The following is a 26530-nucleotide window of genomic DNA, read 5'->3' on the forward strand; positions in this document are numbered from 1 at the left end:
AAACGTACGATAAATCAAACAAGCTGGAAATTTTGTATGCTAAGGAATTCTGGCTTGTTTTGTGTAAGTGCTGTGAAAGATCAACTTTTAACCTCGTAATGCTTCTTGCTTCCTTTCCCTTCATCATCCCTTCTTCGTACTGTGTATCAGACACTATGCTCCTCAACAGCACTTCTATATAGCTAAATGTGCTGTTGAGCGCCTGTTCTTGTTAAATGAGGGTCATTGGCAGGAACATTGTCACTAACGGACAGGTGGTGCAAAGACTGGAGCCAATCTAGACGGATGTACCTTTTCCCCGATACTATAAAACTCACAAAATTTCATTATTTGCAGATTCCACTTATCTGGATCGATATAATTCTCCTCTCCATGGGAAGTTTTTTATGCGATAAAAACTATAAGAACACTTAACACTCAGCTTAATAGCAGAAAATTTGCACATCAATATGTATTACCTTCACCACACATTTAAACGCGTCTCACGCATAACGATAATGGAATATGTCATGAAAAAACATTTTGAGAAGACGAAACAATTATTGGAAAACTCAAATTACACTATAACGCGTTTTGCTGTTATTATTGGATTTTCTAGCGCTGCGCATTTCACGTCAACCATAAACATCTATAAATACCATAAAGTATCAGGAATGTCTGCGTTAAGCGATTATGTGAATGCAACTGATATGCAAGATTTACCTACGAGGATGATGCAATCCCCTTTTTATAGTACAAGCACTGCTGAACATAAATTCTACAGCTGACAGCTCATTATTCTTCCAGTTGAGATACTCGGCATTCAGGATGCCCCGCTGACCTACTGTAAGTGTATTCAAATTCATTTGTGGCGGCCCCATGTGATCCCTTTATTTCGTGGCTTCAGCAATACCTTCAGCCTGTGCTTGCTTAATACCACTACGTTCCTCTTCGGCAAGCCAGCTAAGTATCTCACAAGATCCATAATAAGCTGCCCGATCCCTTCAACCGTTTGATGGACTTAACAAATTATTTATCCCCCTCACGGATGAAACGCTGTACAACCTCACCTTCTCGAAATTTCATCTGTATGTTGACCAGAGCTCGATTATAAGTCATTTATTTTATCCCTAATTGGAAATGTCCTCGTTCAGTGAGTAAAAAATAACAAAACACTTACCAATCAATGATATATATTGCGCAATTATTTCTTTTCTTTTTTTCGTTTTTTATCATCAACTGATGTTGGATAGCTAACGTGCAAGAGTCTGGTTTAGTCAGCCTAATGCACGCCTTGTCGCCATCATATAATTGTATAAATGATCAAAAGAAGGCTGAGAACCTTGAAATAGTTACATGACCTGCGCTGTTAGCTATTACTGATGAATTAGCAATGGTAATAGGAAACCCAGATATATTCCTAAATTGAATTGTATCTCCAACAGCAAAGGACTCAACTTGAACTAAAACCAATTGACCACTTGTTGCCGTGGTTACAGCAGCAGCCAGATATGCTGTAGAATTATTTAGCGATAGCCCAATTGTTGCTCCTGGTAATGTAGCAGCTGCAAGATTTAGTACAACACTTATGTTGTACAAACCTGCATTTTGTATTGTGAAAACACTAGTTGCTGCATTATAAGTAAGTGCAGTAAATTGGTTTGGAGTAATATTTAAAATATTTGATCCAGAAGCAATTGTCTGAGGTTGAATATTACCATTAAAGTATGAGTCTACAAACGTAGGAGTTGCGCCTGTTGCGCCTGTTACCCCAGTAGATCCTGTCGCACCAGTGGCGCCAGTAGCGCCAGTAGCCCCTGTTCCCGTGGCACCAGTCACACCGGTTACACCCGTTGATCCTGTCGCACCAGTAGATCCAGTCGTTCCTGTTCCTGTGGCACCAGTCACACCGGTCACCCCAGTTGATCCTGTTGCTCCAGTAGCTCCAGTCGTTCCTGTTCCCGTGGCACCAGTCACACCGGTTACACCCGTTGATCCTGTCGCACCAGTAGATCCAGTCGCTCCTGTTCCTGTGGCACCAGTCACACCGGTTACACCCGTTGATCCTGTCGCACCAGTAGCTCCAGTCGTTCCTGTTCCTGTTGCACCAGTCACACCGGTCACCCCAGTTGATCCTGTTGCTCCAGTAGATCCAGTCGCTCCTGTTCCTGTGGCACCAGTCACACCGGTTACACCCGTTGATCCTGTCGCACCAGTAGATCCAGTCGTTCCTGTTCCTGTTGCACCAGTCACACCGGTCACCCCAGTTGATCCTGTTGCTCCAGTAGATCCAGTCGTTCCTGTTCCTGTTGCACCAGTCACACCGGTTACCCCAGTTGATCCTGTTGCTCCAGTAGCTCCAGTCGTTCCTGTTCCCGTGGCACCAGTCACACCGGTTACACCTGTAGATCCTATTGCTCCAGTAGCTCCAGTCGTTCCTGTTCCCGTGGCACCAGTCACACCGGTTACACCTGTAGATCCTATTGCGCCCGTTATACCTGTGGTTCCGGTCGCACCCGTGCTGCCTACAGACCCTGTAGAACCTGTTACTCCTGTTGTTCCCGTTGTTCCCGTTATTCCAGGATCGCCCGTTGTACCCGTTAAACCCGTCGCGCCGGTGGCTCCTGTTACACCTGTTGATCCCGTAACTCCTGTAACTCCTGTTACCCCGGTGGCTCCTGTTGCGCCGGTTACACCTGTAGATCCTGTTGTTCCCGTTATTCCAGGATCGCCCGTCGTACCCGTTAAACCCGTCGCGCCGGTAGCTCCGATTCCCGTTGCGCCTGTCGCACCAGTTACACCTGTAGATCCTGTTGCTCCAGTCGTTCCTGTTCCTGTGGCACCAGTCACACCGGTCACCCCAGTAATTCCCGTTACACCAGTGGCGCCAGTAGCCCCTGTTCCCGTTGCACCTGTGACACCGGTTATTCCAGTAGAGCCCGTCGCTCCCGTTGCGCCTGTCGTTCCGGTTACACCCGTAGATCCTGTTGCTCCGGTTCCACCGGTATCTCCTGTTGTTCCCGTTATTCCAGGATCGCCCGTCGTACCGGTTGAACCCGTCGCGCCGGTGGCTCCAGTCATCCCTGTTCCCGTTACGCCGGTGTCTCCTGTTACACCTGTTGAACCCGTTATTCCTATTGCACCAGTAACACCAGTGGTACCTGTAGATCCCGTAACTCCTGTTGCTCCTGTTACACCAGTGGCGCCAGTAGCCCCTGTTCCCGTTGCACCTGTGACACCGGTTACTCCACTAGAGCCCGTCGCTCCCGTAGATCCTGTTGCACCAGTAGCTCCAGTCGTTCCCGTTCCTGTTGTTCCTGTCGCACCGGTCACCCCAGTAATCCCCGTTACACCAGTGGTGCCAGTAGCCCCTGTTCCCGTTGCGCCAGTCGTTCCGGTTACACCCGTAGATCCTGTTGCGCCAGTAGCTCCGGTTCCGGTGGCTCCGGTGGCTCCGATTCCCGTTGCGCCTGTCGCACCAGTTACACCTGTAGATCCTATTGCGCCCGTTGTACCAGTGGTTCCAGTCGCACCCGTGCTGCCTACAGACCCTGTAGTACCTGTTGCTCCGTTTCCACCGGTATCTCCTGTTGTTCCCGTTATTCCAGGATCGCCCGTCGCGCCGGTGGCTCCAGTCATCCCTGTTCCCGTTACGCCGGTGTCTCCTGTTACACCTGTTGATCCCGTAACTCCTGTAACTCCAGTGGCGCCTGTTGCGCCGGTTACCCCAGTTGAACCCATCGCGCCGGTGACTCCAGTTGTTCCTGTTCCGGTGTCTCCTGTCGCACCAGTTACACCTGTAGATCCTATTGCGCCCGTTATACCTGTCGCACCCGTGCTGCCTACAGACCCTGTAGCACCTGTTATTCCGGTTCCACCGGTATCTCCTGTTGTTCCCGTTATTCCAGGATCGCCCGTCGTACCCGTTAAACCTGTCGCACCGGTTACTCCAGTAATCCCCGTTACACCAGTGGCTCCAGTAGCCCCTGTTCCCGCTGATCCTGTGACACCGGTTACTCCACTAGAGCCCGTCGCTCCCGTGGATCCGGTTGCGCCTGTTGCGCCGGTTACCCCAGTTGTTCCTGTTCCGGTGGCTCCGGTGGCTCCGATTCCCATTGCGCCTGTCGCACCAGTTAGACCTATAGATCCTGTTGAGCCCGTTGTACCTGTGGTTCCGGTCGCACCCGTGCTGCCTACAGAACCTGTAGCACCTGTTACTCCGGTTCCACCGGTATCTCCTGTTGTTCCCGTTATTCCAGGATCCCCCGTTGTACCCGTCGCTCCGGTGACTCCAGTCGTTCCAGTTCCCGTTACGCCGGTGTCTCCTGTTACTCCTGCGCTTCCGATAGCTCCGGTGGCCCCTGTAATCCCAGTCACACCTGTGGTACCTGTAACTCCTGTTACCCCAGTTGCACCTGTCGGACCAGTTGCGCCAGTCGAACCCGTCGATCCAGTCGTTCCTATTCCTGTTGCACCTGATGCACCAGTGACTCCCGTTGAGCCTGTAGCCCCTGTCAATCCACTGACTCCTGTAGCTCCCGTTGTCCCGGTTGTTCCTATGATCCCATTGGCTCCTAACAACTCTGATGATACGATACGGTGAGGCGTTACAAGCTGTCCTGAAGAATTTTTTCCCCAAACTGAAATTTCTATCTGCTGTTCTGCTAAACCACTTGTTGTAAAGACAAATTCAAATACATCCAGATCCGCAAAATAATCTTTCCTTATTGCTTGATTTGGATTTACACTAATTAATTCGAGTACATATTCCGTTCTAGTCCCGTTTAGGTAATAACCCTGAATCAAGATAATTGCATTAGTGGCCACATTTCTATTATCAATATTGATGGTCAGCTGTTGTGTTGGTCTTACACCATTGACCGGATTATTCTCAATCGGTCCAGTTGATAAAATAGTCATTATTCCCTCCCCTTTGTACGTTTTTTAGAAACAGGAGAGATATCTACATTCCTTATATACTAATACTTCTCTGACTCCTATAGACCGACAATTTTAATTGCCTGGTCTTCCTTTTCCCTGTGCCACATATTTTTGTCCATACATGGTATACTTTTATTTTTCAAGAGTGTGAACAGTTGAAGACAGTTCCACTTATAAATTTTCTCCTGCGACATTCAAAATGCTCAATTTATTCATCCGACTCTTTGTTTATTTTTATAAACCACCAAGCGTCATTTGAAGATAACCAAAGTAGGGATGAACGCGATGGATATTAGATATTAAAGTAATCTGCCTGTTAGTTTAACTTCACCCTCGATTTGCGCATCTACTTTAATTTCTCATTCTATATATGGAATGGCAGGTAAAATAGTTAAAACCAGTGACATGTCATTGTTTGTTACGGAGCTACAATCCCCCATGACTCATAGTAATGATACGAAAAAGGAATCCATTTCTCTTTGGACTTTTTCATTTTAGCCTCAATAGTTCCAGTTCTATAGGAATAATCTCCGGTCTGCCATTCAACAGAATATTTAACTTTGAATTTATCGATCCCTTCCCAAGTTAGCGCTCCAGCAACTGCACCATGAGCTTTCTCAATTAGCTCAGTACGCTCTTTTTTATTACCAAAGAAATTATCGTTTAATTCACGAAGTTGAACATAAACTCTCTTCCGTCTAAAATCTTGACATAGGGACCAACTTTATCAACTAGCTGATCCCCGTATTGCTGAATGGAAGCTGTCTTTGTTTTTTGATTCCAACAGATCTTAGCTCCTAGCTGCTCGCCAGTTTTACGGGTGGGCAAGTATACTCTGTTATCAAGCATTTTGCCATCGAAAGTAACATTATTATTTGCATGAGCAGTGATTGGGATCAAGAATAGGGCAATTGATACAATCCCAGAAATAAATCTGTTTTTCATGTTGTTTCCTCCAAAAAAAGATACGATGAAAATAAATAATTCTTAAATTAGATACTATAAATGCCCAATTTGTTTCGATATTATTAAGTTATCATGCACATGAATAAAACCTCCTATTAGAACAATTTTCTAGTTTGCTTCTAATAGGAGGTTTAGACATATCTATAGAATACTCAGCACGTCAGTTGAATAAAAGCAGCCGATTACATTTGATCGGCTGCTTTCTTGGTTTTATTAAACTAACGTTACCCGTTAGTTTAATCATATACATGCAATCTCAACTACCTGTGTACGGATTATTATTTAAATACCCGAAAAACGTCATCTTTCCATCTCGTTTTCAGCAATACTGTATGGTTGCATTTGGTCACAATATCTGCGTACAAATAAGCCTTCGCCAACTGGATAAATCTCAATATGAAGATTTCCGACGAATCTCGTAAACTATAATTTTCCGTTCCTCATGTTTTGTTGGATATTCTACATTAATATGATAAATTAACCATCGATCAATAGATCGAATTCAATTTTTAATATTCTATTGACTCTCCCCGTTCAAGACAAGAACATTTCCAGCATATTCAGAGCATGAGGCTCAACGTCCACCAAATTTTTACGAGGCAAACATTTGGCCCCCCAAGTGCTTTCCTTTTTTTCTTAACGTTAGCAAAACATTCAGCCTGTGCTTGCTTAATGGAATTACTTTCCTCTTCCGTAAGCCAGCTAAGTATCTGTAGCACAAAATCCATAACAAGCTGCCCGATCCCCTCGAACTCCTGGTACTTCCACTGCCATCAAGCCAGAATGGATATGTTTAGCTGTAGCTTCACGATGAACACACCAGCTCAGCCAAATAGCCCCCGGCCTTATCCTTAAAAAATCGTCGTACAGATTACGCTTCGCATCACATAAGTTGCCCTTGACTCGACTGTATGGACGTAACTTCTTTGGTGAAATGAACAAAATTATGAATTCATCAGTTATCAGATAGCGACTCATGCTATGGCCGTGAGTCTCTTACATGCACAAAAAACTGGAATCTGTCCGGTTTAAATCCCTTATATATTCCCGTAGAATTAAATTCACAACAATACAAAAATATATAAATTATCCCATATATTTATATATTTTTGTATGAAAGAGGGTGATACAAGAAAATTATTTGCCCAAAATAAGATCTAGGCTTTCTTATTCAGGTTGATAAAATTTCGTTTTAGAGGAGAGTGTACGTTTTGTTATTCAAATTGAAGAAGTCAATTAGTGTTCTTTTGGCCCTCCTGACTGCCCTCCCGCTGATATTAACTCCAATTCAGGCTTCGGCTGCCAGCGATGTTACTGTAAACTTGTCTTCTCAAAAGCAGCTTATCAAGGGATTTGGGGGAATTAATCATCCGGCCTGGATAGGAGATTTGACACCATCGCAAAGAGATACAGCATTTGGTAATGGACAAAATCAGCTGGGTTTTTCAATTTTGCGTGTCTATATTGATGATAATAAAAACAATTGGTATAAAGAATTGCCTACCGCAAAACGAGCGATTGAACAAGGGGCAATCGTCTTTGCGTCACCATGGAATCCTCCAAGTGATATGGTGGAGACATTCAATCGTAATGGGGACACCACGGCCAAACGACTTAAATACGATAAATATGCTGCGTATTCACAGCATCTTAATGACTTTGTTTCTTACATGAAATCCAACGGTGTTAATCTCTATGCAATCTCCGTACAAAATGAACCGGATTATGCGCATGATTGGACGTGGTGGACGCCTCAGGAGATGCTTCGATTCATGAAAGATTATGCAGGCTCCATTACAGGAGCGAAAGTAATGGCGCCAGAATCCTTCTCCTACCTAAAAGAAATGTCAGATCCCATACTGAATGATCCTCAAGCTTTAGCAAACATGGACATTTTGGGTGCACATACGTATGGTACACAGTTTAACAATTTCCCTTACCCACTTTTTAAACAAAAAGGTGCTGGAAAGGAACTTTGGATGTCGGAGGTATATTACCCTAATAGTAACGCGAACTCAGCAGATAATTGGCCAGAGGCGCTGGATGTCTCCTATCACATCCATAATGCGATGGTAGAGGCAGATTTCCAGGCTTATGTATGGTGGTATATTCGTAGACAGTACGGTCCCATGAAAGAGGATGGCACCATAAGCAAACGGGGATATAACATGGCCCATTTTTCCAAGTTTGTTCGACCAGGCTTTGTAAGAGTTGAAGCGACGAAAAATCCGGATACCCAGACGTTTATCTCTGCTTACAAAGGAGACAACAAGGTGGTTATCGTAGCAATCAACCGAGGTACTTCCGCCGTAAACCAAAAATTTGTATTGCAGAACGGGAATGCCTCAACCGTATCTTCCTGGATTACGGACAGCACTAGAAATCTGGCAACCGGCTCTTCGATAAACGTCACTGGCAATTCCTTTACTGCTCAACTTCCTGCCCAGAGTGTTACCACATTCACAGCTCCATTAAAATAGTAACATGTCCGATCGCCTCACACTTTTCCTTGCATAAATGTTGATGTCCTCATATTAAAATCGTACCGCAAATAAACGCAAAACCCTTGAGACAACTTCCAATGATATTCATTGGGAGTTGTCTTCATATGAATGGTCAAAACCAGAATAAAAGACAAAAGCGCTCCCCTGTCTAAAACACAATAGGAGTGCTCTTGTCTTTTTGTTCTTGTCTATTTCTTGAACATGAACTCGTTATAGGCTTTTCCTTCCACTCCTTTTAATATTGAAAAATTAATTTGGAATATTGATACAGATCGTTCTTCCATACAGGCCAATCATGTCCACCGCTTTCCTCATACCAAATATGAGGTACTTCGTGTTGTGTCAAATAACCGTGCAACTGTTCGCTGATTTGCTTGAGGTTATCTTGGTCACCGCAGGACAACCAGAGCAAACGGAGAAGCGATGACGCTTCTGATGGATTCGGGAGGAGCAGCTCCGGGGCTTTGGTGTTTGGAGCTGCGGAGAACGCACCGATCCAGGCAAAATGGTTCAGATTGTTCAATCCGATATTTAAAGACTGGCCTCCGCCCATGGACAAACCTGCAATTGCCCGGTTCTCCCTTTTCGTCCGTACATGGTAATTCGATTCAATAAAAGGAATTAAATCGTGAAGTAAATCGGATTCAAACGTCTCGAATGCTTTTATTTTCTCAGGATCAAACAGATCTCCCTCAGCCCTGTCGTTTGGCATTGCGCGACCATTAGGAAATACGACAATCATCGGCTCAAGCTTTTTATCGTCGTACAGATTATCGAGAATCACTTGTGGATTGGCATGATTATGCCACTCGGCTTCGTCTCCACCGATCCCATGCAAAAGGTAGAGGACGTTATACGTATACTCAATGGAATATCCGGGTGGAGTATACACCATTGTTTTGCGCGAGTTCCCAACGGTTGCCGAGAAATATTCCACCATTTCCATGTTGCCGTGTAGTATGTTTTCCCTGTACTGGTCATACCCTTCTGGTGCTGTAGTTATCATCATATTCTCCCCTTCCAACATGCTTCTTTTGTTGCTGCTAAACAGGATGTTGTGACTAATCAACATAACCAAATCCCAGAATCGTAAATCGTTTGCCCTCGTGGCCTTCAGCCATCTCAATCTCCACCGTGTGCTCTCTGGAATGCTTTTCATCGTACAGGATTACGGCATGGCAGTGTGTCCAGTTCACTTGATGCGGATCGGCTGTCTTCATCAGTGTTCCGTCCACTCTAATATTCGCGGTTCCAAAATCCGCCCTTCCGGAATCCTTGAACACCAGAATAAGGCGCTTGCTCCGGAGGATCAGCTTAAAGCTGTCTTTACCCGCTACGTTCTGCCCCGTATGCATCCAGTTATTAGGAAATAGCGGTGTACTGTGTGCATGATCATCCATCTCTGTCAGTTGCAGATCGGTATCCGTCTCCCGAAACCCACCCGCCTCAATCCGGGCGATCCTGTCGCCATTCAGACGATCAAGCAGCTTCGTGTCAACAAAGGCATTTCCGAGCAGCGGTGGCTTTTCATTCGCGTTATCTTCCTCATCCGGGGCGGATCGATCCGTTACGTCGAACAACCAGCCCAGACAGTCGGCCATAATATGATGTCCGGCATTGGTCGGATGGTAGATGTCATGGAAAAATTGCTTTTTGGTAATGACATTGCCCTGTTCCTTCGTCCACTGGAATTGCTCCACCACAGCATCTTTTACACTCACCATAGGCAGATCATAATGCCAGCCAACAGGAGTCAGGCGATCCTGAAGATTCCAGTCATTCTCAAACACACTGAACAGCAGAATGACGGCTGGTTTGTTGTTAGCGCCAAGTGCCTTGAGCACCAGGCTCTCGTAACAAATGCCTTTGGTCTCATCGTCTGCATCATTGACGGCAAACTCCACAATGACAATATCAGGCTGGACTGTCCCGTCCCGCAGCACATCCCGATCATAGCGGACAATGCCCAGCTGTGAGGGAGTGCCGCCTACGCCTGCCTTGATCAGACGAATCGGACTGTCATCCGATGGAGCGAACATATGCTTGAAAATTTCATGCGAGCGATAGGCGTAACAATTCAGATGAAGAGGAACGGCGCCTGCGCCGTGGGTAATCGAGCCGCCAATGTAAGCGATGGTGACCGGCTCGCCGCGTTTTGCTTTTTCAATAGCAGCCTTCAATCTAGTGTTGTTTCCTTTGTTCAATAGAGATTTACCAATCATATCACGATAAGCCTGTGACTCGGGATCAACCGGCGGCTCATTCCCAGCTTCAGCAACCCCAACAGGGTCACACGGTGCCGTCGGACCTTCCTTTTCATTTGCCGAATCCGCTGAATTGTTGAGCATGGACATCCATCATCCTTTCCATCAACAAAGGGTTTAATTGGGTTACTGAAGCATATTATGAAGCACGCTAATAAACTTCAGGTATACTCCAAAAGCCTTGCTTAAATTTGCTAAGCCGGGCTTTTGGAGATACATCTTAATTGTTAACTGCGACAAATTTCCATTGCTGATTGGTTGCGTTTGTAAAACCGTTTTGCTGTAATTTGGCACCGTCTGCAGTTGAGGAGCCTGCGACCTCTATGGCCTTATTGCTGTTGACGTTTATAATACTCCAATAGCCATTGCCCAGATCGTTGATTTTAAAATGCTGCGCGGTGGTATTCAAATTGCTCATGAGCTGTACTGCCTCTCCGTTGTTACTGGTGCCATTACGAATGTCGATGACCTTATCGGGCGAATTTACACTCGTCAAACTGTAAATTCCACTAGCAATCTGGGTCAGGACCCACTTTTGAGGGTTGCCGCCCAGATCAGACCATTGCTGAAGCTGCAAATTGCTCTCATTTACCCCACCCGGTACATCAATAACCTTACTCGAATGTCTAGCCACGATCTTGTAGGTTGCCCCCGGCGTCAATCCGGTTGATGGAGTGCCACTGTTCGGGTAAGACTGTGCCCGTTCATAGAACCATTCGAACAGGAAACGTCCCATCGCGCTCCGTGAAGCATCACCGTCCCATTTTAGGCCTGCCGTCGGATCGGCAAAGGAGCTTCGTTCCCCAGCATCCAAAATGAAGCCGTTCATATGTGCTGCAATGCTGACATTGCCTGCCGCGTTGAAAATAGTCTTCGTATTGTTGCCGAAGCCTTCATTGCTGCCATTGAACAGATTCCAGTATTCGGAATCGCCTGCTTTTGTTTTGAACCACGTGACTTCGGTGATGTTAATCGGATATTTATCAGCCGCAGCCTTCACATTCGTATTCCACTGATCTTGCAGAATGGACATGTTGTCATGCGCTCCGTACCCCGGATACCAGTGAACGGCATAGCCGTAATTGTTCAGTGGATCTGTTAAAGGATGGCTTGCTGTCAGACTATAGAATTGGTTGTACCCCAAACCAGCGGCCCAGATAACATTATCCGCGCCTTGGCTGCGGATGGTCGAGATGATGGAGTTCTGAAAATTGCGCAGATCATTCCAGTGATCCACAAAGTCGTTCTCGCCGTTGTAGCCGCCCCAATGTCCGTTAGCGTACGATTTAACTGGCTCATTGATCAGCTCAAAGTGTACGTTGTCTGCGCTTTTAATTTCCGGGCGAGAAGCGAGATAACCCCAGATTTGATTGAACTTTTGCAGATTGGCTGCGGTCGTAGCTTGATCATCCTTCAATGTGAAGTCAAGTCCGAGTGTAACATAGACACCTTTCGTTTTTGCATATTGGATATAAGGGATAATGACGTTCTGCGTTACAGTTTGTACACCAGCAAAATTATAAGTGCCTGCTGCTACGTCTCCCATGTCCTCGCGGTCAATGAACAGACGAATCTGATTCATATTCCAGCCGTGGCTGCTTCCGTATTTAGGACTTGTACTTGTAAATGTATCGGTAATGTCTTTCAGATAAGCCAATGTAGCGGCATGGCGGTTGTTGCCGTTTCGAGTGAGATAATAGTTGCTGTTCTGGTAGGTCCAGTAGGCTCCTGAGGGCTGATGCCAGCCACTCATTACGACGGGTTGGTTACTGCTGTTCACTAGATTTTTCCCACTGACGTGAAGCTTGCCCATAGGCATGCCAACCCACGCGTCCGCGCGACCCGATCCGAGTGGCGTGATGGACAGCAGCAAAGCCAGAATGAGCATAAATTTACAGTAATTCAACATCTTCTTCAACATAATCCCTCCTGAGCTTGAATGGTCAAACGTGAAAACAGACGGCATCACCTCCTTCACTGAACTATATTGGGCTCGCCTTCGTAGCCCTTCTGATGGAGAAGCATCATCCAACGATGCCCGTGCGTTCAACACTCTCCACGAAATAACGCTGTACAAACAGGTAGATGATGATCAAAGGCAAGATGGCCAGTAAAATCCCGGTATCCTGTATCATGCTTAGATAAAAAGGATCGGCTTTGGATGCACCATCGCTTACCTGCTGGGCCAGATTATACGGTAGCGAGGACAGCTGGGTGGACATCACTTTGCTGGACGTCAGATAGGTTGTCGTATAGAAGCTGTCATTCCATTGCCAAACGAAGGAAAATAACAGCACCGTAACAATCGACGGTATCGCATTGGGCAGCATGATGCGTGCAAAAGTGCGGCTGATGCCAGCACCATCAACGTAAGCCGCTTCCTCCACTTCCTTGGGAATGCCTCTGAAAAACTGGCGGAAGATGAAAATATACAGCCCTGCCTTGAGCGAATTGGCCGTTATGGCAGTCAGAATAAACGGCCAGTACGTATTCAGCAGATTTGCGGGTTTGCCAGCGATCAGCGTCATCAGTCCCATCAGATCAAAGCTCTTCAAATTCAGGTACACCGGAATCAGGATGGTCGTTGGCGGAACTAGAATGGTCAGGATGACTCCCGCAAACAACAGATTGCTCCCTTTGAATTTCAAGCGGGCAAACCCGTATCCAGCGAGTGCGCAGGAGAGCGTCGTCAAAATGGTCGTTGTTGCAGACAGTGCAAACGTATTGAGCAAGGTGGCCCAATAATCCATGACACGAATGGCCTGCTTGAAATTGTCGATGGAGAAATTTTGCGGAATCCAGACCACGACGGCCGAATACAGGTCGCTCTTATCCTTGATGGACGTCGATATTTTCTTAAATATCGGAAACAGGATCACGAAGGAGAGCCCGGTAATCAGCGTGAACCGCACAACGGACCACAGCCAGCTTTTCCACTGCTCAAGTGAAAACAGCCTTGATATCATCAATCTGAACAACCCCCTTTCTAATCTTGATAGAAGACACGTTTGGAGAAAATAAGTGATACGATGACCAGAATGACGGCAATCGCCACGAAGTAGACCCACGCCATGGCTGAGCTTAGTCCAAAATCAAATTTGACAAAGCCCGTATCACGAATGAGCGTAGTCATGGCATTGTTGGCAAAGGAATCGACAATGGTATAGATCACGTTAACGAAAATAAGCGGGCTGACCATGGGGAACGTAATTTTCCAAAAGGCTTCATACCCCGTAGCCCCTTCCATTTTGGATGCCTCGTACAGCTGGGGCGATATGGTTTGGATGCCTGCCAAAAAGATCAGAATCTGCACGCCTGATTGACTGACGATCTGATAAATGCGATCTACGGCGCCGCTCAGATACATGACAACCCACTCGCTCAGCCCCGCGTCCAGCATCAGGTTTTCAATCTCAAATGTGCCCAGGGCACTGCCACCCGTACTGCTCTGGTTAACGGCCTCGATCAGACTGGTGCTTTCCAGCGCCATGATGACACCTGATGCCAAAATCACCGGCAGAAAAAAGATTGACCGCGCTATGGCCCGCCCCGGAAACTTCTGATTGAGAATGACGGCAAGGAACAGGCTGAATATAACGATGAGCGGCACATTGACGAATACATCCGTTATGGATCCGATCAGCGCTCGGTTGAAGCTGGTATTGACCGTCAGCGCCTGAATATAGTTGGCGAGACCTGTGAACTGGATGGATATGCCCTGCGCGTTCGCCTGAATTGAACTAAGGCTGTAGCGCAGGGAAGCCAGCAGCGGAACAAAGAAGAACAGGACAAAGCCGATAAGCCAGGGAAGCACATAAATTACTCCCCAGGCCGCCTTCTGCTGAGCATAGGTTCGACGTCCCCACTTTCCTTTCAGTAGCGCTTTCAGAGCTGCTCACCACCTGTCACGTAACTTTTGGCTTCTACGGTTCGGCCTGCTGCCTGCACGGGGGAGTCGTTATAATTCACCAGAGCGAAGCCTCCGTTTTCGTATGTCGTTTGAAATACCCCTTCAGCCAGCTTCTCGTGTGCGATCATGTGAAGCCCGGCGAATGGACGATTGGCCTGATTGACCTCTTCATACATCTCGGCTGCCAGGTCCATCCACTGCTCGTAATGGGCGGCGTACAGATCGTCGTAATCCGTTTCCTTCACGACATGGTTCGGCGCGTTGAACCATGTGAAGTAGGGGCTTGCTCCATACTCAACAAGCTTCAACACATATTGTCTCGCATCGGTATACGTTGACAGATTGTAGGCTGCTCCGGTGTAGCTGATGCCACCGTGAACAACCAGTTGGAAGAACGGAATCTCTTCATCCTCCAGCTTGAAGTGGCTGCTGGACATCGGCGCATCCGTCAACCCCGTCACATATGGCAGCGCATAAGCATTCCCACCCTCCGCCACAAGGGGCATCCCCTGCTGTGTAATTTGCTTCAATGCCTCCGTGACAGCAACTTGCGTTCCGGTTCGGTCCAGCAGTTTTTTCGGATTCATATCGCTATTCAGCTGCTCGGCCAGATCACGCATAGACAAGCCGCCTGTCTCATATGGCTGGAGTGCTTTTAGCATGTCTTCGGTCACATCACCCAGCAGGTTTGGAGAAAGGATATATGCCGGTTGTCGATCCCGGTCACGCCGCTGTGTTGCCGGGTCCATCGGATATAGAACCGCTGGCTCCTGCGTGAGTGTTCGGGAAGCTTCCGAGGAAGGCTTGAAGCCGCTCTTCGCATGCACGTTTAGGACCGCTACATCAGGATAAAAGCCGATCCCGGCCTCACGGGTATAGTCGCTAAATGCCTGCATGCCTTTACGTCCTCCCACCGCCCCATCCACCTTGATGGAATCCGGCAGCCGATGAAGGAGTCCTCCGTTGAACCAGCCCGCGTAGCGCACCTGAATGTTGGATACGTGTTTTTCTTTGAGCTCGGACAAGATGTGCTGCGCCTCTTCAAACGTGGTCAACGCCTCATTCGATTCGTAAGGTATACCCAGCAGGTGTTTTTGGGTGGTCATACTGCCGACAAGCTTCAGGTAAAACGGAATGCCCTTTTCTCCCTCAGCCGTTTGCTTCGCCGGAAGGCCGTCCGTCCGGGTTAAATAATCCCGGTACAGAGAGGCAAGACCGGAATAGGACGCATCCTCTGCTCCGGCAAAGGCGTAACGAACGACAAAATCGGATGCCGTCGGCTTCTTCTGGAACTTGGGCAGTGTCCGTACCATGTCGCTCGCCTGAAGCGTCACATCACTTTTGTTCACAACGTAAAAGCTTGGATACACATTGTTGTAGCTATTCAGCTTTCCGCTGATATCCGCATTAACAACGGCTGTAGCCGCACCTTCCTCGATGATGCCCAGGAACGCACCGCCCGAGTGAATCAGTCCGAAAACCGGCAGCCTGGCCTTTTCCTCAGTCGAGTCCACTTCACGAAGCTTCATCGTCAGGTCCGGTCCATACACGTCCTGCTGATAGGCGGGATATTGAACCTTGCCATTGTTGAAATGAATGAGTGCTCCCGAACCGTCGGGTACAAACAGGGAACCTTCTTCGTCCGCTGCACCAGCACCGAAATAATCCAGCACCGATATGCTATTGATCGGATATTGCTCGGGAAAATGAATGCCGGATGCCGGCACGCGTACGACCAGTGTTTCGTCATCCAGCTCGTATTCGATGGATAACATAAACATGCGTGGTCCGCTTTTTTCCTGCTCGATGCCATGCTCGACATTGTCCAGTTCAAGGTCCTCTGGTGTGTAACCGGCTGTCTCAAAAGCCTTGAGGGCACGCGTTAGCTGAAGTCCCTGCATCGCCTTGTCGATTCGGACGTAGACGCCTTCGTCCTTTTCCTCGGCATAGCCGACCTTCAAGGCACGCTGCCCGGCCTTATCGAGCGCGGCAAGCAGCTTCTGCTCGAAGCGCTCCTTGCTGATTTTCACAGGCAAATCCTCTATGGAGCTCTCATTACTGCCAAACTGGTAGTTCACCCGAACGCCATTTGGCAATACTTCGTAGCTTATCTGCTGGTGGGCTACACTATCCGTATAGGAGTTAACCGAGCTGCTCTGTCCCTGACTGTTATAAAAGCTGAGCTTGGCCTGCGAAGACAGCAGGTCCTTGTTGATTCCCGCCGCAAGCGTATCCAATTTGCGCTCTTCCGGATTGCTGCGCCAGATCTGCCCGCTCTGCTTGTGAATCACCGCAATCTCGGCTGTCTCTTCCTGGATGAACAGCTGCAGCGTTTCATTCTGGGCAAGCCCGATCATGCCCGGAAGACGTGTATCGTTGAAGGATGAGGCCAGCTTCTCTCCGGGCGGCAGCGCAGGCACTTCCGCTTGTTCACCCGAGCTCGCAGACATCCTGGGTTCAGGCATGGAAGCGGGCTGACACCCGCCAAGAAGAAGGCCGAATACGAGCAGGATCGCGATCATTTTTTTAGCCACGTACAAATTCATCTCCATTCTCCTTCCTTAGCCCCGGAGTACAAGTTCCTGATAGATGGTGGCTGCAAAGGACACAATCTGCTGCACCAGACTGAAGAACAGCAGGCAGAGAAATGCCATGAAGGCCATGGCAACCAACGTCAGAAGCATGGTCAGCACCGTTTTGGCGGGTGAGTATTGATGCACCGTCATATTGCCGACAAATAACAGGTATACCGTCCAGGCCGTGGCAGCCATGTTAAAGAAATAATAAAAGGCGGTTTCCTGCCCGGAAATGATCAGGCTGAGCCAAATCCAAGGAAACTGAATCAAAATCAGCGGAACCAGTGCAAAACACGTGGACATGAAAATTTCCGAGAATTTGCCCTCTCCGTCCATAAGCGTGGTGAGCGACCAGTTCGCTGTACACCAGAACAGCACCGGAACAATGACATAGACCATTTCCAGCAGGCTGTTCAATCGTTTCGGGTTATTGAAATTAACCAGGAAGCCGCTGTATTGGGCCTGAAGGATCGTTGTTATTGTCAACAAACCCAAAATGACCAATGCGATCATCAGCGTTGTTCTCTGATTTCGCTCGTATTTCAGCTCCCAATACCCGTCAAACGGATGAAATATGAGATGCAGCGGATATTGGATCAGCTGTCTACTTGATACCTGCATTCGTTGTCCCCCTTCTCTGTCTGCGAACGATGGTCACGGTTACCAGCACGGCAACAATCAGAAATAATCCCGACATGATCCATGAGAAATGCTCGCGGAGCAGCTCTTTGCGAAACAGGAGAAACGCTTTGGAATACCCTTCCCGCTCCATGCTTCGCTTAAAATATTGCGCAGATTCTGCATAATCCTTCTGACGCAGCAGCGCTTTTCCGATTCCTGCGTAGGCGTATTCAAGATTGGCATTCATATCTGCCGCTTTCGCAAAGCTTGCCGCAGATCCTTCCTCGTCTCCGTTGAAATAGCTTCGCACCGCTTCATGCAGTGTGCGTCCATATTCTGTCGTTTGAAATACAGTGATCTCGCCCAGTGCTTTGTCCAGCACAAGCATGCGGTCTCCTGCACGCTCCAGCGAAACAGGAGTGTTGAATTGTCCCAACCGGTTGCCGATGCCTCCGAACATGTGGAGCAAATATCCATCTCCGTTATAGGTAAACACTCGCCCCATCTTGGCATCAAGCACGGAATACATATCGCTGTCCCCCACGTCCACATCAACCAGCCGGGAAGGCCCTTTCTCATTGGTGTACAACAAATCCCCCTGCGGCGGATAGTAGCCTTCCCTTCTCAGGATGTCCGCGCCCTGCGCATTCAGTTTCTTAATCGGTAATCCCTTCTGGTCCCCGCTCGTTGCATAGATGAATCCTTCTTCGTCAATGTCCATATTGGTGAACTCGGTTGGTGTGAACATGACCATCTGGCTGCGCTGTTGACGGGTTGCGAATCGTTTCCAAAGATACTCCACCGGGTCGACCGATACCCTGTTGGCTCCGATAAACGAGGCAAAGGAACCGTCGGAATTAAACTCCATGAAGCCGTCAAAAACACCTTCAGCCATGACGTAAATCCGTTCGCCTTTATCCATAACAACCCGGAGCGGCTTGAATTGAAAGTCCGCTTTCAGCAGGTCGGATTGCGGCTGCTCCACAATTTTGATCAACTGCCCCTGCTCATCCAGATGAACCACCCGCTGATGATCCGAATCCGCAACGAGCAGCTGCCCATTGTCTGATACATACAATCCCTGCGGATTTTTGAAATAATCCTTCTGTCCGTCATGATCAAATGAATCGATAACTCGTCTCAGCTTCAATTCCCGATCCAGCTCGACGATTCGGCTGTTGCCCGAATCCAGCACGTAAACCCGCTCATCGGCTGTGACATGCATGTCGTTTGGTTCTTTGAATGTGCCAATCTTCAGCTCGGTGCCCGTCACTATTCGGGTCGCCTCATACGCGGCAGGAGAGCGAACCGCTTCTCCCCAGTAGGAGTAGTTGTACGCATCCGTCTGACCATCGGCAAAAGCCGTTGCCGCCGCATTTCCCAAGCACAGGAGGCAGGCAAGGCCCATCGTGAGCCATCCGCATTTTTTCCACATGTTTTTCAATATGTTGCTGCCCCCCTTCTACTCTTTCATACCGGAAGTTGCCATCGTCTGCATGACACTGCTCTGGGAGATGATGAACAGGACGATCGGCACGATCATGAGCAGAAGCGCTACCGCAGCGCCGACGCCTGCACGAGCAATTCCTCCCTGGATAATTTGACTGAGCGCATAGTGCAGTGTTTTCAGATTTTCACTGTAAATGAAGCTTCCGCCATCGGTCCCCCACAACGCCGGAAACTGTAAAATCATAAGCGTGAGCCAGGCTGGCTTCACATTGGGCATCACGATACTCCAGAATATCCGGTATTCGTTAGCCCCGTCGATTTTTGCGGCCTCCAACAGTGTATCCGGTATTTGCTCCATGAACTGCTTCATCAGGAAGAGTCCCAGGGAAAAGGCAAGCGAAGGCACAATAATGGATGCATGTGTGTTGATCCATCCTAGCCAGGACATCACCATGTAGTTCGGAATCGCCGTGACGTGTGGTGAAAACATCAGGGACAGAATGACGATGGTAAACAGCACCTTTGAACCGGGAAACCGGTATTTGGCCAGCGGGTACGCTGCTGCGGAAGCCAGCAGGATATGGCCTGCCGTTCCGAGCAGCGTAATAATCAGCGTGTTCGCAATGTATCTGGATAAGGGAACCCAGGAGTTCCCCATCAGATTGATCAGGTCTGCAAAATTTTCTGTCGTCGGATTGTTCACCCAAAAGCGCGGTGGAAAAATAAACAGCTCATCCAGCGGTTTGAAGGCATTGTTAACCGTGTAGATCAGCGGCAATACCATGAATGAACCAAACAGAGCCAGCAGTGCAAACAACATCAGGCTGACGGTAAATGACCGATTCAGTTTTCTGGACATGCCGAAGACGGCGCGTACCTTGCTGGTCATGTCATTCACCTATCTTTCTCAGCATTTTTTGTGTCAGTATGTTCGTTCCGAGCATCATGGCGAACAAAACAGTCGCAATGGCGGACGCATAGCCCATCTCGAAACGGATGGTGCCGTAGTCCATCAGATGTGTTACGACGGTATGTGCCGCATAGTTGACGCTTGGAAAGCCAGCCAGCGCGATGGAGATTTCGGCGACGGCGAACGAGGCTGTAATTTGCATCACTGCGCCGAACATAAGCTGCGGTCTCATGGAAGGCAGTGTAATGTACCATAGCTCCTGCCAGCGGTTTTTGATGCCATCCACAGTGCCCGCTTCAACCAACGATTGGTCGATGGTCTGGAGGCCCGCAATAAAGGCGAGAAAGCTCGTGCCAAGGCTAAGCCACAGCTGTACGAGGATGACGATCGCCAGCACGTACTTCTCGTTTGCAAGCCAAAGGATCGGCTCCAGAATAACGCCGAGGCGCATCAGAAAGCCGTTCATATATCCATAGCTGTCTCCCGAAAAAATGATCAGCCAGATGAAAAAAACGTTGCCTGAAATGGAAGGTGCATAGAACACAAGCGTCATGATGGCCCGAATTTTGGGCGACAGCTCGTTGATAATCCACGCAAACAAAAAGCAGGCAATATAGCTGACAGGACCCGTAATAACGGCAAATAGCAGCGTATTTTTAAGAGCGATCAAAAAAACATCGTCGTTCAGGAACAGCCGCGAGTAATTTTGCCAGCCGACAAATCGGGGCAGCTCCAGCATATTGAAGTGAAAAAAACTGAGGCCCAGCGAGAGGCCGACCGGAATGACCGTAAACAAGAAAAAGATCAGCATAAACGGTGCCATCAGTACGTAATAGTGTCTGCTTAGGTACAAATCCCTTTTCAAAAGGGACCACCTGCTCGCTTGCCTGGCGTTGATGGCAGGCGCAGCGGGTGTCTTGGTGATTTCTGCCTGCAACCGTTACCCTCCCTTCCTTCTACTTCAGATTAAATTCCTTGCGCTTGAGCTCGATCTCATCGTCGATGTACAGAACATAATCGGACAAGGCTTCACGCGGATTCTCGTTTGCATTGACCACCTTACGGAACGCGTTGTCGAGATGTCGGCCCGTGAAATAGCCACCGGGAACCTGGGGAATGCCCTCTACCCACTCCCACTGCTGCTCCAGGTTTTGATAATCCTTAACCGGCCAGGGCAACTGCTCTAATGCCTCGATGTTGGCGGTCGGATAACGCGCCGCTGCTCCCATCAGTCCCTCCATTTCCCTGCCATATTCAATCTGGGTCTGCTTGTCGGTCCACCATTTCATGAACGACCATGCAGCCTCCTTGTTCTTTGCGTTTTCCAGCATCATGACTGCACTCGTCGTGCTTGCCACCTCATGCCTTACGGAACCATCCTCCAGCTGCGTGCCCGGAACGATGGTGAAGTCCCACAGATTGCGGATCTCGGGCGCCATAACGGTCAACATGTTATAGGTTGTGTAATCCGCGATACCAAGCGGCATCTCCCCAGTACGGAAGCGGTTTGGAAAATCAGCTTTAAGCGGGAATTTGTAATTTGTATAAAATTGGGTCCACCTCTTGAACGCATCCATGGAAATTTCTGAATTCAGCGCGCTCTCCTTTTGATCTTCCTTATAGAAGTCGCCATCGTTCTGGTATAGCAGCATGGCGAAGGTGGCGTTGGGTATCATGTTGGCATTGTTTGTTGTATCCTCGATTGGCAAATAGAACTCCATATTGTGCTTTTGCAGCACCGAGATGGCATTATAGACGTCCTGCCACGTTTTTGGCGGCTCCAAGCCAAGCTCGTTGAGGACATCCTTGCGATAGAACAGCATCGGAAAATGCTGCTGCTCTGGAAGAGCATATACCCCGTTGTTATAGCGGTAAGGCGTCAATCCGCTCTCGCGAAATCGACTTGCAACCTGCTCAAAGTCCGGGAATCCGCTCAGGTCGGCTGCCGCATTACGCATCGCGTAATTGACCGGAATATCCTCGCCCATCTGCATCGCCACATCCGGGCCTTCCCCGGCCAGCGTTGCAGGCAGCAGGATGTTGGGAGGAACAAGGCGCAGCTGCACCGAAATATCGGTTTCCGGTGTAAAGGATTCATCAATCAGAGCTTTCAGCACCTGTGCCTGATCACGTCCGGTTGTAATCCATACGGTGATGGAATCCTTTTTCTGCTCCATGTTGCCGATGCTGTCATAATCCTCCGTGTAGGAAGCGACGTAGGCACCCACTTCATGCTTCATCTGTTGCAGCACAGTTGCCTCAGCCTCGGGCAGCTTCTGATCCGGTGAGGATACCAGGAGGTAATCCAGTGCTATAGGCTGTTCACGAACCGATAGAATCCATGTTCCCAACCCGCCCACGTTGATTTTGAAGGTATCCAGACGTTTGGGCACCGTTTCCGGTCTTGCCGCCATATCCTCCAGCTGCACGACCATCGCATGCAATACGGCTACCTTGTCGCTCTGCTCACCTGTCGCCTTCTCCAAATAGTCGGCAACGGAACGGAGAATGTCGGCCTGCCGCTGGAATACCTCGGTCATCTCGGGAATGCGCTGTTCAAGCTGGTAATCCCTCAAAGGATCAGGATTGTTAGAGGTAATCATCAAAATTTTGCGGTACATCTCATTCAGATCCAGCACGCTGGATTCCACCGTGCGCAGCAGCGGAGCGATATCGCCCAGCGTAACCGTCATTCGCAAGCGATGTGTTCCTTTTGAGAGCTGGAACAGGTAAGGCTCGCTTTCACCAAGAACCCGTGTCTGCCATTCGGGGCTATAGTTAAAGCGAATGCGTTCCATTTCCTTGAATGGAACCTTCCCGTCAATCATCAGACTTCGGGTGGCATAGACGCCGCGAAGCTGATCCTGTTTCACCTTGAGTGCAATCTGGTACAGGCCATCCTCCGGCACGTCTACATCCCATTCGATCCATTCGCCGGGAAGCTTCCAGTTGATGCCTCCAATGGCGTTGATCCGAATTTTGGATACATCATAGGGCTCAAGTGAAGGACTCGACCGATCCGAAATGGGGGCAAGGGTTGGTGACGATTTACTCACCGCCTGTTCTCCCTGTACCTTGAGCATGACAGCTTCCGCTGGCTTGAATCCTGCCGATTCATAAGTGGCCTGCAGCTCTGCGTAAGATGGAATGTCCTCTTCCTTGTACAGCTCGATATAATCGATCGCCATGCTTTCGCGCAGCGAGGTAAGCGAAAGCTTCTGGTTTCCCTTTTCAAAATAAAACTGGTACGGCTCCTCGAAGTAACCGGCGCTGTCCTTGAATGCAGCAAGCTGCCAAACGGGCTTCTCCACCTGCCGTGGTCTGAGATCATTGCCACGATCATCCCTTCGCACGCTGTCTTCGCGGTTCCCCCATACCCTGTCAAATAGCAGCACATCGGCTCCCCTGAACGGAACCTCTCCGTTCAGGGTCAGCTTCCGCTCAATGCCGGAGCTTTTGCCCGCGACGGGATAATAATGAACGCGGATCTGGTATAAACCGCTCGCCTGTACAGGGACCTCCCAGCTGATAGTGCCAACTTCCGGGGTGATGACCGCTTTCCCATCCAGTCCGGCATATTCATTGACAACCTCGAACTCATCGTCCGCAGCCTGAATGAAAGATTCTCCTTCGATTCTTACGGTCTGCTCCGGCTTGTCTGCGTTTGTATGCGTTGAGAGATAATGTTCATAGCTGCGTGGATCGTCTGTACCCGACACGGCTTCAAAATCCTCGCGCGCCTGAACGATGCCCGGACTACGATCCCGCGCAGGGTAAATGCTCCATATGGAGAAGATCAACGCAATGGCGAGCAGCAGAATCAATCCTTTTTTCTTTCGTGACCGCATGTTCCAATATGTCCCCCTTCCTTATGGCGTGGAGCATGGTTATGGTGTGTCACTCTCCGGGGACAGTGCGTAGGGCTTTGCATCCGTTCCGGAGAGGACAGCATCATTTCTTTTGCTTGTATACCTCATCGATGGCTGCCTGGAACGGCGTCTTGTATTTTTCAATGACGGTTGAAACGGAAACACCATCGACCAGCTCACCGTTGAAATCCCAGAAAGGCAGTGACGGGAACGTATTGTGGTCAAGCACCAGCATGCCGTCAGCAACCGTTCTGGCATTTTCGATGTCAGCTTCGTCCGCCAAGTGAGTCTCCAGGGTCGATTGTCCGGGGTAATCGTAGATTGAATCGATCTCATTGATTTTTTCCCAGATATACATCAATTGCTCCGGATGCTCGACTGCTTTTGGAATCGTCAGCGCCTGATATTGCGACTCGCCAGAGTGGTACGCGCTTGCACTTGGCCCTTTCGGGAAAGGCAGGAAGCCGATATCATAGTCCTGCATATCTGTTTTGATGCCTTCGATCTCGTACATGGCGCCCGAATACATTAGCGTATTGCCCTGACGGAAGAACGTGGCCGGTTCAGTCCAATCCCCGCCTTCCGAGGCTCTGCCGACTTGCTCGGTAGCCATTTTGGAAACGAAGCTCAGTGCTTCTTTTGTTTTTGGATCATCCAAATTTTGCTTGTCACCATTGGTCAGTGAGGCTTCGTTGGAATACAGCACCGGTTCAAGCAGTCCCCTTTGGGCCAATCCCCAGGTATCGAGCTTGCCGTCGTTATTGCGGTCCTTGTTTGCCTTTTTGGCTACTTCAATGAACGTATCCCAGTTCCACTGATCTTCGTCCACATATTCCTGCAAGGGCTTCATACCTAGCTCCTGCATGAGTGTGCGATTATAAAAAATGCCACTGATAAATGAAGATTGATCCTCGGTAAATCCGTAGCCCCTACCTTCGTACTGCATGTATTCGTTGGTCGTTTTCTGGTTGAACACCTTTTCGTTCTTGGTATACTCATCCACGGGCCATAACAAGTCTTGCTTGGTCAGTGCCGGAATAGCGTAGCTTTTGCCCAGCCGGACAATGTCGCCCAGCGGTTCTCCCGCCATCAGGGAAGCCACGACCTTCTCCTGGTATTCGCCAAAATCAATCGAAATGTATTCGATGTCAAAGTTGTGCTTTTTCTTCAGTGCTTCCAAGTTCTCGATTCGCTGAATGTTATCCGGGTTGCTATCGGTCATTTTCATGTCCCACCAGGCAACCACCTTGATTTTTCTTCCCCCCATGTCAAAATCCATCTCCGGCGTTGATGTCTCATTCTTAGGTTCTGTTTCATTCGTAGTTTGCTCCGCCTGCGGCGCCTTCGTTTCCGGCTCTGTCTGTGCGCTGGAGCCAGTGCTGCACGCGGTAATCAACAGCATGATTACAAGGACCAGGCTCATCAGCATGTACGTTTTTTTTCTCATCGTTGTCCCCCCTGAATGTGTTTTACAGTTTTCTATCAAAGTGTAGCTCTTGAATGAAAGCGCAAACAACCCGTTAAAGTAAAGGGGCTTACCCTGTCAAACTATAGGTTTTGGCAATTTGAATCCAGGTTGAAGCATTTTCGGCTTGAATTGGTAAACAAATGGTCCCTCCGCAAAGAGATGCACATTGTATGCGCTTTCTTTTATTCCCATAATGAAATAAAGACATGAGTCATACTAAGGACCGAGGGTTTTAGAGTGGTTCAGAGAGATTCAAATCAAGCGAAAGTGAGGTTTTGCTTCATGCATGACATCTTGCTTGTGGACTTCAGCGGCCACACGCACGGAGAATTGCAGAAGTTGCTGCGGCGCAGTAACTCCGATCACGTCATCGGAGACTGCGTAGTCTCTGCGTGCGCCGCCTTGTCAGCTTTGGCCGGTCGAGAATTTTCTGTCGTGCTCGTGAGCACCGGGGGATTTGCTGCTGCAGGTTTGTGGTTATGCCACTATATTCGAAAGAAAAGTCAGATTCCGATCCTTTTCATGGGGGGAGGGGATCATTTCAGGCTTGTACGCAAAGCGTTAGCATATCAGGTCAGCGATTATTTGCCAGGTCCGTTCCATGCCTTCGCCCTCCTGAACAGTCTGGATCGGCTCAAGTCCAGGCTTGATTCGGAGCCCGCGAAGAGACTTCCTTCTGCCTTCAGATCGCTGGTTCATTTGGAAGGCAAGCACGTGCATTCCAGCCAAGTGATCAAGATGGTAAAAGCTTATGTGCTCGATCACCTGAGCAGTGACATTACACTAAAGAGGATTTCCGACTTGCTTCATTTTAATTGTGCGTATCTTGGTCAAAAATTCAAAATGGAAGAGAACGTGTCCTTTAATCATTATTTAATGCAGCAGCGGATGGAAAAAGCCAAGCTGCTGTTGATATCCACCAATTTGCGGATTTACGAAATTGCCAGCGAGGTTGGATATACGGATACAGACTGGTTTTATAAAAAGTTCAGAGCATATACCGGGGAGACCCCCAATGTCTATCGAAAGCAAAAAACGTTCACCGCATAGTTGTGGAGCTGCCCCTTTGGGAA

17 protein-coding genes are annotated in these 26530 nt (G+C 48.6%); 3 read left to right on the forward strand and 14 right to left on the reverse strand.

Annotated features, from left to right (window positions below):
• Window positions 1-437 precede the first annotated feature (437 nt).
• On the forward strand, window positions 438-767 hold the full coding sequence (locus BLS14_RS33525; RefSeq protein WP_143021523.1) for a helix-turn-helix domain-containing protein: 330 nt from the start codon (window positions 438-440) through the stop codon (window positions 765-767).
• 535 nt (window positions 768-1302) lie between these two features.
• Here the strand turns inward: BLS14_RS33525 and BLS14_RS33460 are convergent.
• Window positions 1303-4899: a collagen-like protein gene (locus BLS14_RS33460; RefSeq protein ID WP_090950443.1), complete on the reverse strand. Its 3597-nt coding sequence runs from the start codon at window positions 4897-4899 to the stop codon at window positions 1303-1305.
• Window positions 4900-5583: 684 nt separating this feature from the next.
• Complete coding sequence (locus tag BLS14_RS06920) at window positions 5584-5865, reverse strand: stalk domain-containing protein (protein ID WP_072733028.1); 282 nt, start codon at window positions 5863-5865, stop codon at window positions 5584-5586.
• A gap of 1232 nt (window positions 5866-7097) precedes the next feature.
• Here BLS14_RS06920 and BLS14_RS06930 point away from each other — a divergent pair.
• Window positions 7098-8366: a glucuronoarabinoxylan endo-1,4-beta-xylanase XynC gene (locus tag BLS14_RS06930; RefSeq protein WP_063567972.1), complete on the forward strand. Its 1269-nt coding sequence runs from the start codon at window positions 7098-7100 to the stop codon at window positions 8364-8366.
• Between the two features lie 259 nt (window positions 8367-8625).
• Here BLS14_RS06930 and BLS14_RS06935 read toward each other — a convergent pair whose 3' ends face one another.
• From BLS14_RS06935 to BLS14_RS06990, 12 genes are all read right to left on the reverse strand, one after another.
• Window positions 8626-9396 carry an alpha/beta hydrolase gene (locus tag BLS14_RS06935; RefSeq protein ID WP_063567979.1) on the reverse strand — a complete coding sequence of 257 codons (771 nt, stop codon included), beginning with the start codon at window positions 9394-9396 and terminating at the stop codon, window positions 8626-8628.
• 55 nt (window positions 9397-9451) lie between these two features.
• Window positions 9452-10738 (reverse strand): GDSL-type esterase/lipase family protein, encoded by a 1287-nt coding sequence (locus BLS14_RS06940; RefSeq protein ID WP_090806669.1) that lies wholly within the window; start codon window positions 10736-10738, stop codon window positions 9452-9454.
• Window positions 10739-10874: 136 nt separating this feature from the next.
• Window positions 10875-12575 (reverse strand): RICIN domain-containing protein, encoded by a 1701-nt coding sequence (locus tag BLS14_RS06945; protein WP_231952494.1) that lies wholly within the window; start codon window positions 12573-12575, stop codon window positions 10875-10877.
• 103 nt (window positions 12576-12678) lie between these two features.
• A complete protein-coding gene (locus BLS14_RS06950) occupies window positions 12679-13620 on the reverse strand; it encodes a carbohydrate ABC transporter permease (protein WP_371121619.1) in 942 nt (313 codons plus the stop codon).
• A gap of 20 nt (window positions 13621-13640) precedes the next feature.
• The gene (locus BLS14_RS06955) at window positions 13641-14543 is read right to left on the reverse strand and encodes a carbohydrate ABC transporter permease (RefSeq protein WP_090950449.1); all 903 of its coding nucleotides are present in this window, start codon (window positions 14541-14543) and stop codon (window positions 13641-13643) included.
• Window positions 14540-17110, reverse strand: a complete 2571-nt coding sequence (locus BLS14_RS06960; protein WP_090950452.1) for a DUF5696 domain-containing protein — start codon at window positions 17108-17110, stop codon at window positions 14540-14542. The genes BLS14_RS06955 and BLS14_RS06960 overlap by 4 nt, the downstream gene beginning before the upstream one ends.
• Before the next feature lie 15 nt (window positions 17111-17125).
• Window positions 17126-17761, reverse strand: coding sequence for a Yip1 family protein (locus BLS14_RS06965; protein WP_072733035.1), 636 nt, complete (start codon window positions 17759-17761; stop codon window positions 17126-17128).
• Window positions 17745-19196: an SMP-30/gluconolactonase/LRE family protein gene (locus BLS14_RS06970; RefSeq protein ID WP_371121462.1), complete on the reverse strand. Its 1452-nt coding sequence runs from the start codon at window positions 19194-19196 to the stop codon at window positions 17745-17747. Before BLS14_RS06970 ends, BLS14_RS06965 begins: the two co-directional genes overlap by 17 nt.
• 27 nt (window positions 19197-19223) lie before the next feature.
• Window positions 19224-20099: a carbohydrate ABC transporter permease gene (locus BLS14_RS06975; protein ID WP_090950461.1), complete on the reverse strand. Its 876-nt coding sequence runs from the start codon at window positions 20097-20099 to the stop codon at window positions 19224-19226.
• A 1-nt stretch (window position 20100) separates the two neighbouring features.
• The gene (locus tag BLS14_RS06980) at window positions 20101-21057 is read right to left on the reverse strand and encodes a carbohydrate ABC transporter permease (protein WP_063567965.1); all 957 of its coding nucleotides are present in this window, start codon (window positions 21055-21057) and stop codon (window positions 20101-20103) included.
• 19 nt (window positions 21058-21076) lie between these two features.
• Window positions 21077-23968: an extracellular solute-binding protein gene (locus tag BLS14_RS06985; protein ID WP_090950464.1), complete on the reverse strand. Its 2892-nt coding sequence runs from the start codon at window positions 23966-23968 to the stop codon at window positions 21077-21079.
• Window positions 23969-24071: 103 nt separating this feature from the next.
• On the reverse strand, window positions 24072-25436 hold the full coding sequence (locus BLS14_RS06990; protein ID WP_064637823.1) for an extracellular solute-binding protein: 1365 nt from the start codon (window positions 25434-25436) through the stop codon (window positions 24072-24074).
• Window positions 25437-25739: 303 nt separating this feature from the next.
• Between BLS14_RS06990 and BLS14_RS06995 the strand changes: the two genes are divergently transcribed.
• On the forward strand, window positions 25740-26507 hold the full coding sequence (locus BLS14_RS06995) for a helix-turn-helix transcriptional regulator (protein WP_090950469.1): 768 nt from the start codon (window positions 25740-25742) through the stop codon (window positions 26505-26507).
• Window positions 26508-26530 lie beyond the last annotated feature (23 nt).

The sequence above is a fragment of the Paenibacillus sp. OK060 genome (assembly GCF_900101205.1).
GTDB classification, from domain to species: Bacteria; Bacillota; Bacilli; order Paenibacillales; family Paenibacillaceae; genus Paenibacillus; species Paenibacillus marchantiae.

What these genes read in the sequence shown, in the direction of transcription:
- BLS14_RS33460 (WP_090950443.1), bottom strand. Translation starts at nt 4,899, where the DNA reads ATGACTATTTTATCAACTGGACCGATTGAGAATAATCCGGTCAATGGT.
- BLS14_RS06920 (WP_072733028.1), bottom strand. Translation starts at nt 5,865, where the DNA reads ATGAAAAACAGATTTATTTCTGGGATTGTATCAATTGCCCTATTCTTG.
- BLS14_RS06935 (WP_063567979.1), bottom strand. Translation starts at nt 9,396, where the DNA reads ATGATAACTACAGCACCAGAAGGGTATGACCAGTACAGGGAAAACATA.
- BLS14_RS06940 (WP_090806669.1), bottom strand. Translation starts at nt 10,738, where the DNA reads ATGCTCAACAATTCAGCGGATTCGGCAAATGAAAAGGAAGGTCCGACG.
- BLS14_RS06945 (WP_231952494.1), bottom strand. Translation starts at nt 12,575, where the DNA reads ATGTTGAAGAAGATGTTGAATTACTGTAAATTTATGCTCATTCTGGCT.
- BLS14_RS06950 (WP_371121619.1), bottom strand. Translation starts at nt 13,620, where the DNA reads ATGATATCAAGGCTGTTTTCACTTGAGCAGTGGAAAAGCTGGCTGTGG.
- BLS14_RS06960 (WP_090950452.1), bottom strand. Translation starts at nt 17,110, where the DNA reads ATGAATTTGTACGTGGCTAAAAAAATGATCGCGATCCTGCTCGTATTC.
- BLS14_RS06965 (WP_072733035.1), bottom strand. Translation starts at nt 17,761, where the DNA reads ATGCAGGTATCAAGTAGACAGCTGATCCAATATCCGCTGCATCTCATA.
- BLS14_RS06970 (WP_371121462.1), bottom strand. Translation starts at nt 19,196, where the DNA reads ATGTGGAAAAAATGCGGATGGCTCACGATGGGCCTTGCCTGCCTCCTG.
- BLS14_RS06975 (WP_090950461.1), bottom strand. Translation starts at nt 20,099, where the DNA reads ATGACCAGCAAGGTACGCGCCGTCTTCGGCATGTCCAGAAAACTGAAT.
- BLS14_RS06985 (WP_090950464.1), bottom strand. Translation starts at nt 23,968, where the DNA reads ATGCGGTCACGAAAGAAAAAAGGATTGATTCTGCTGCTCGCCATTGCG.
- BLS14_RS06990 (WP_064637823.1), bottom strand. Translation starts at nt 25,436, where the DNA reads ATGAGAAAAAAAACGTACATGCTGATGAGCCTGGTCCTTGTAATCATG.
- BLS14_RS06995 (WP_090950469.1), top strand. Translation starts at nt 25,740, where the DNA reads ATGCATGACATCTTGCTTGTGGACTTCAGCGGCCACACGCACGGAGAA.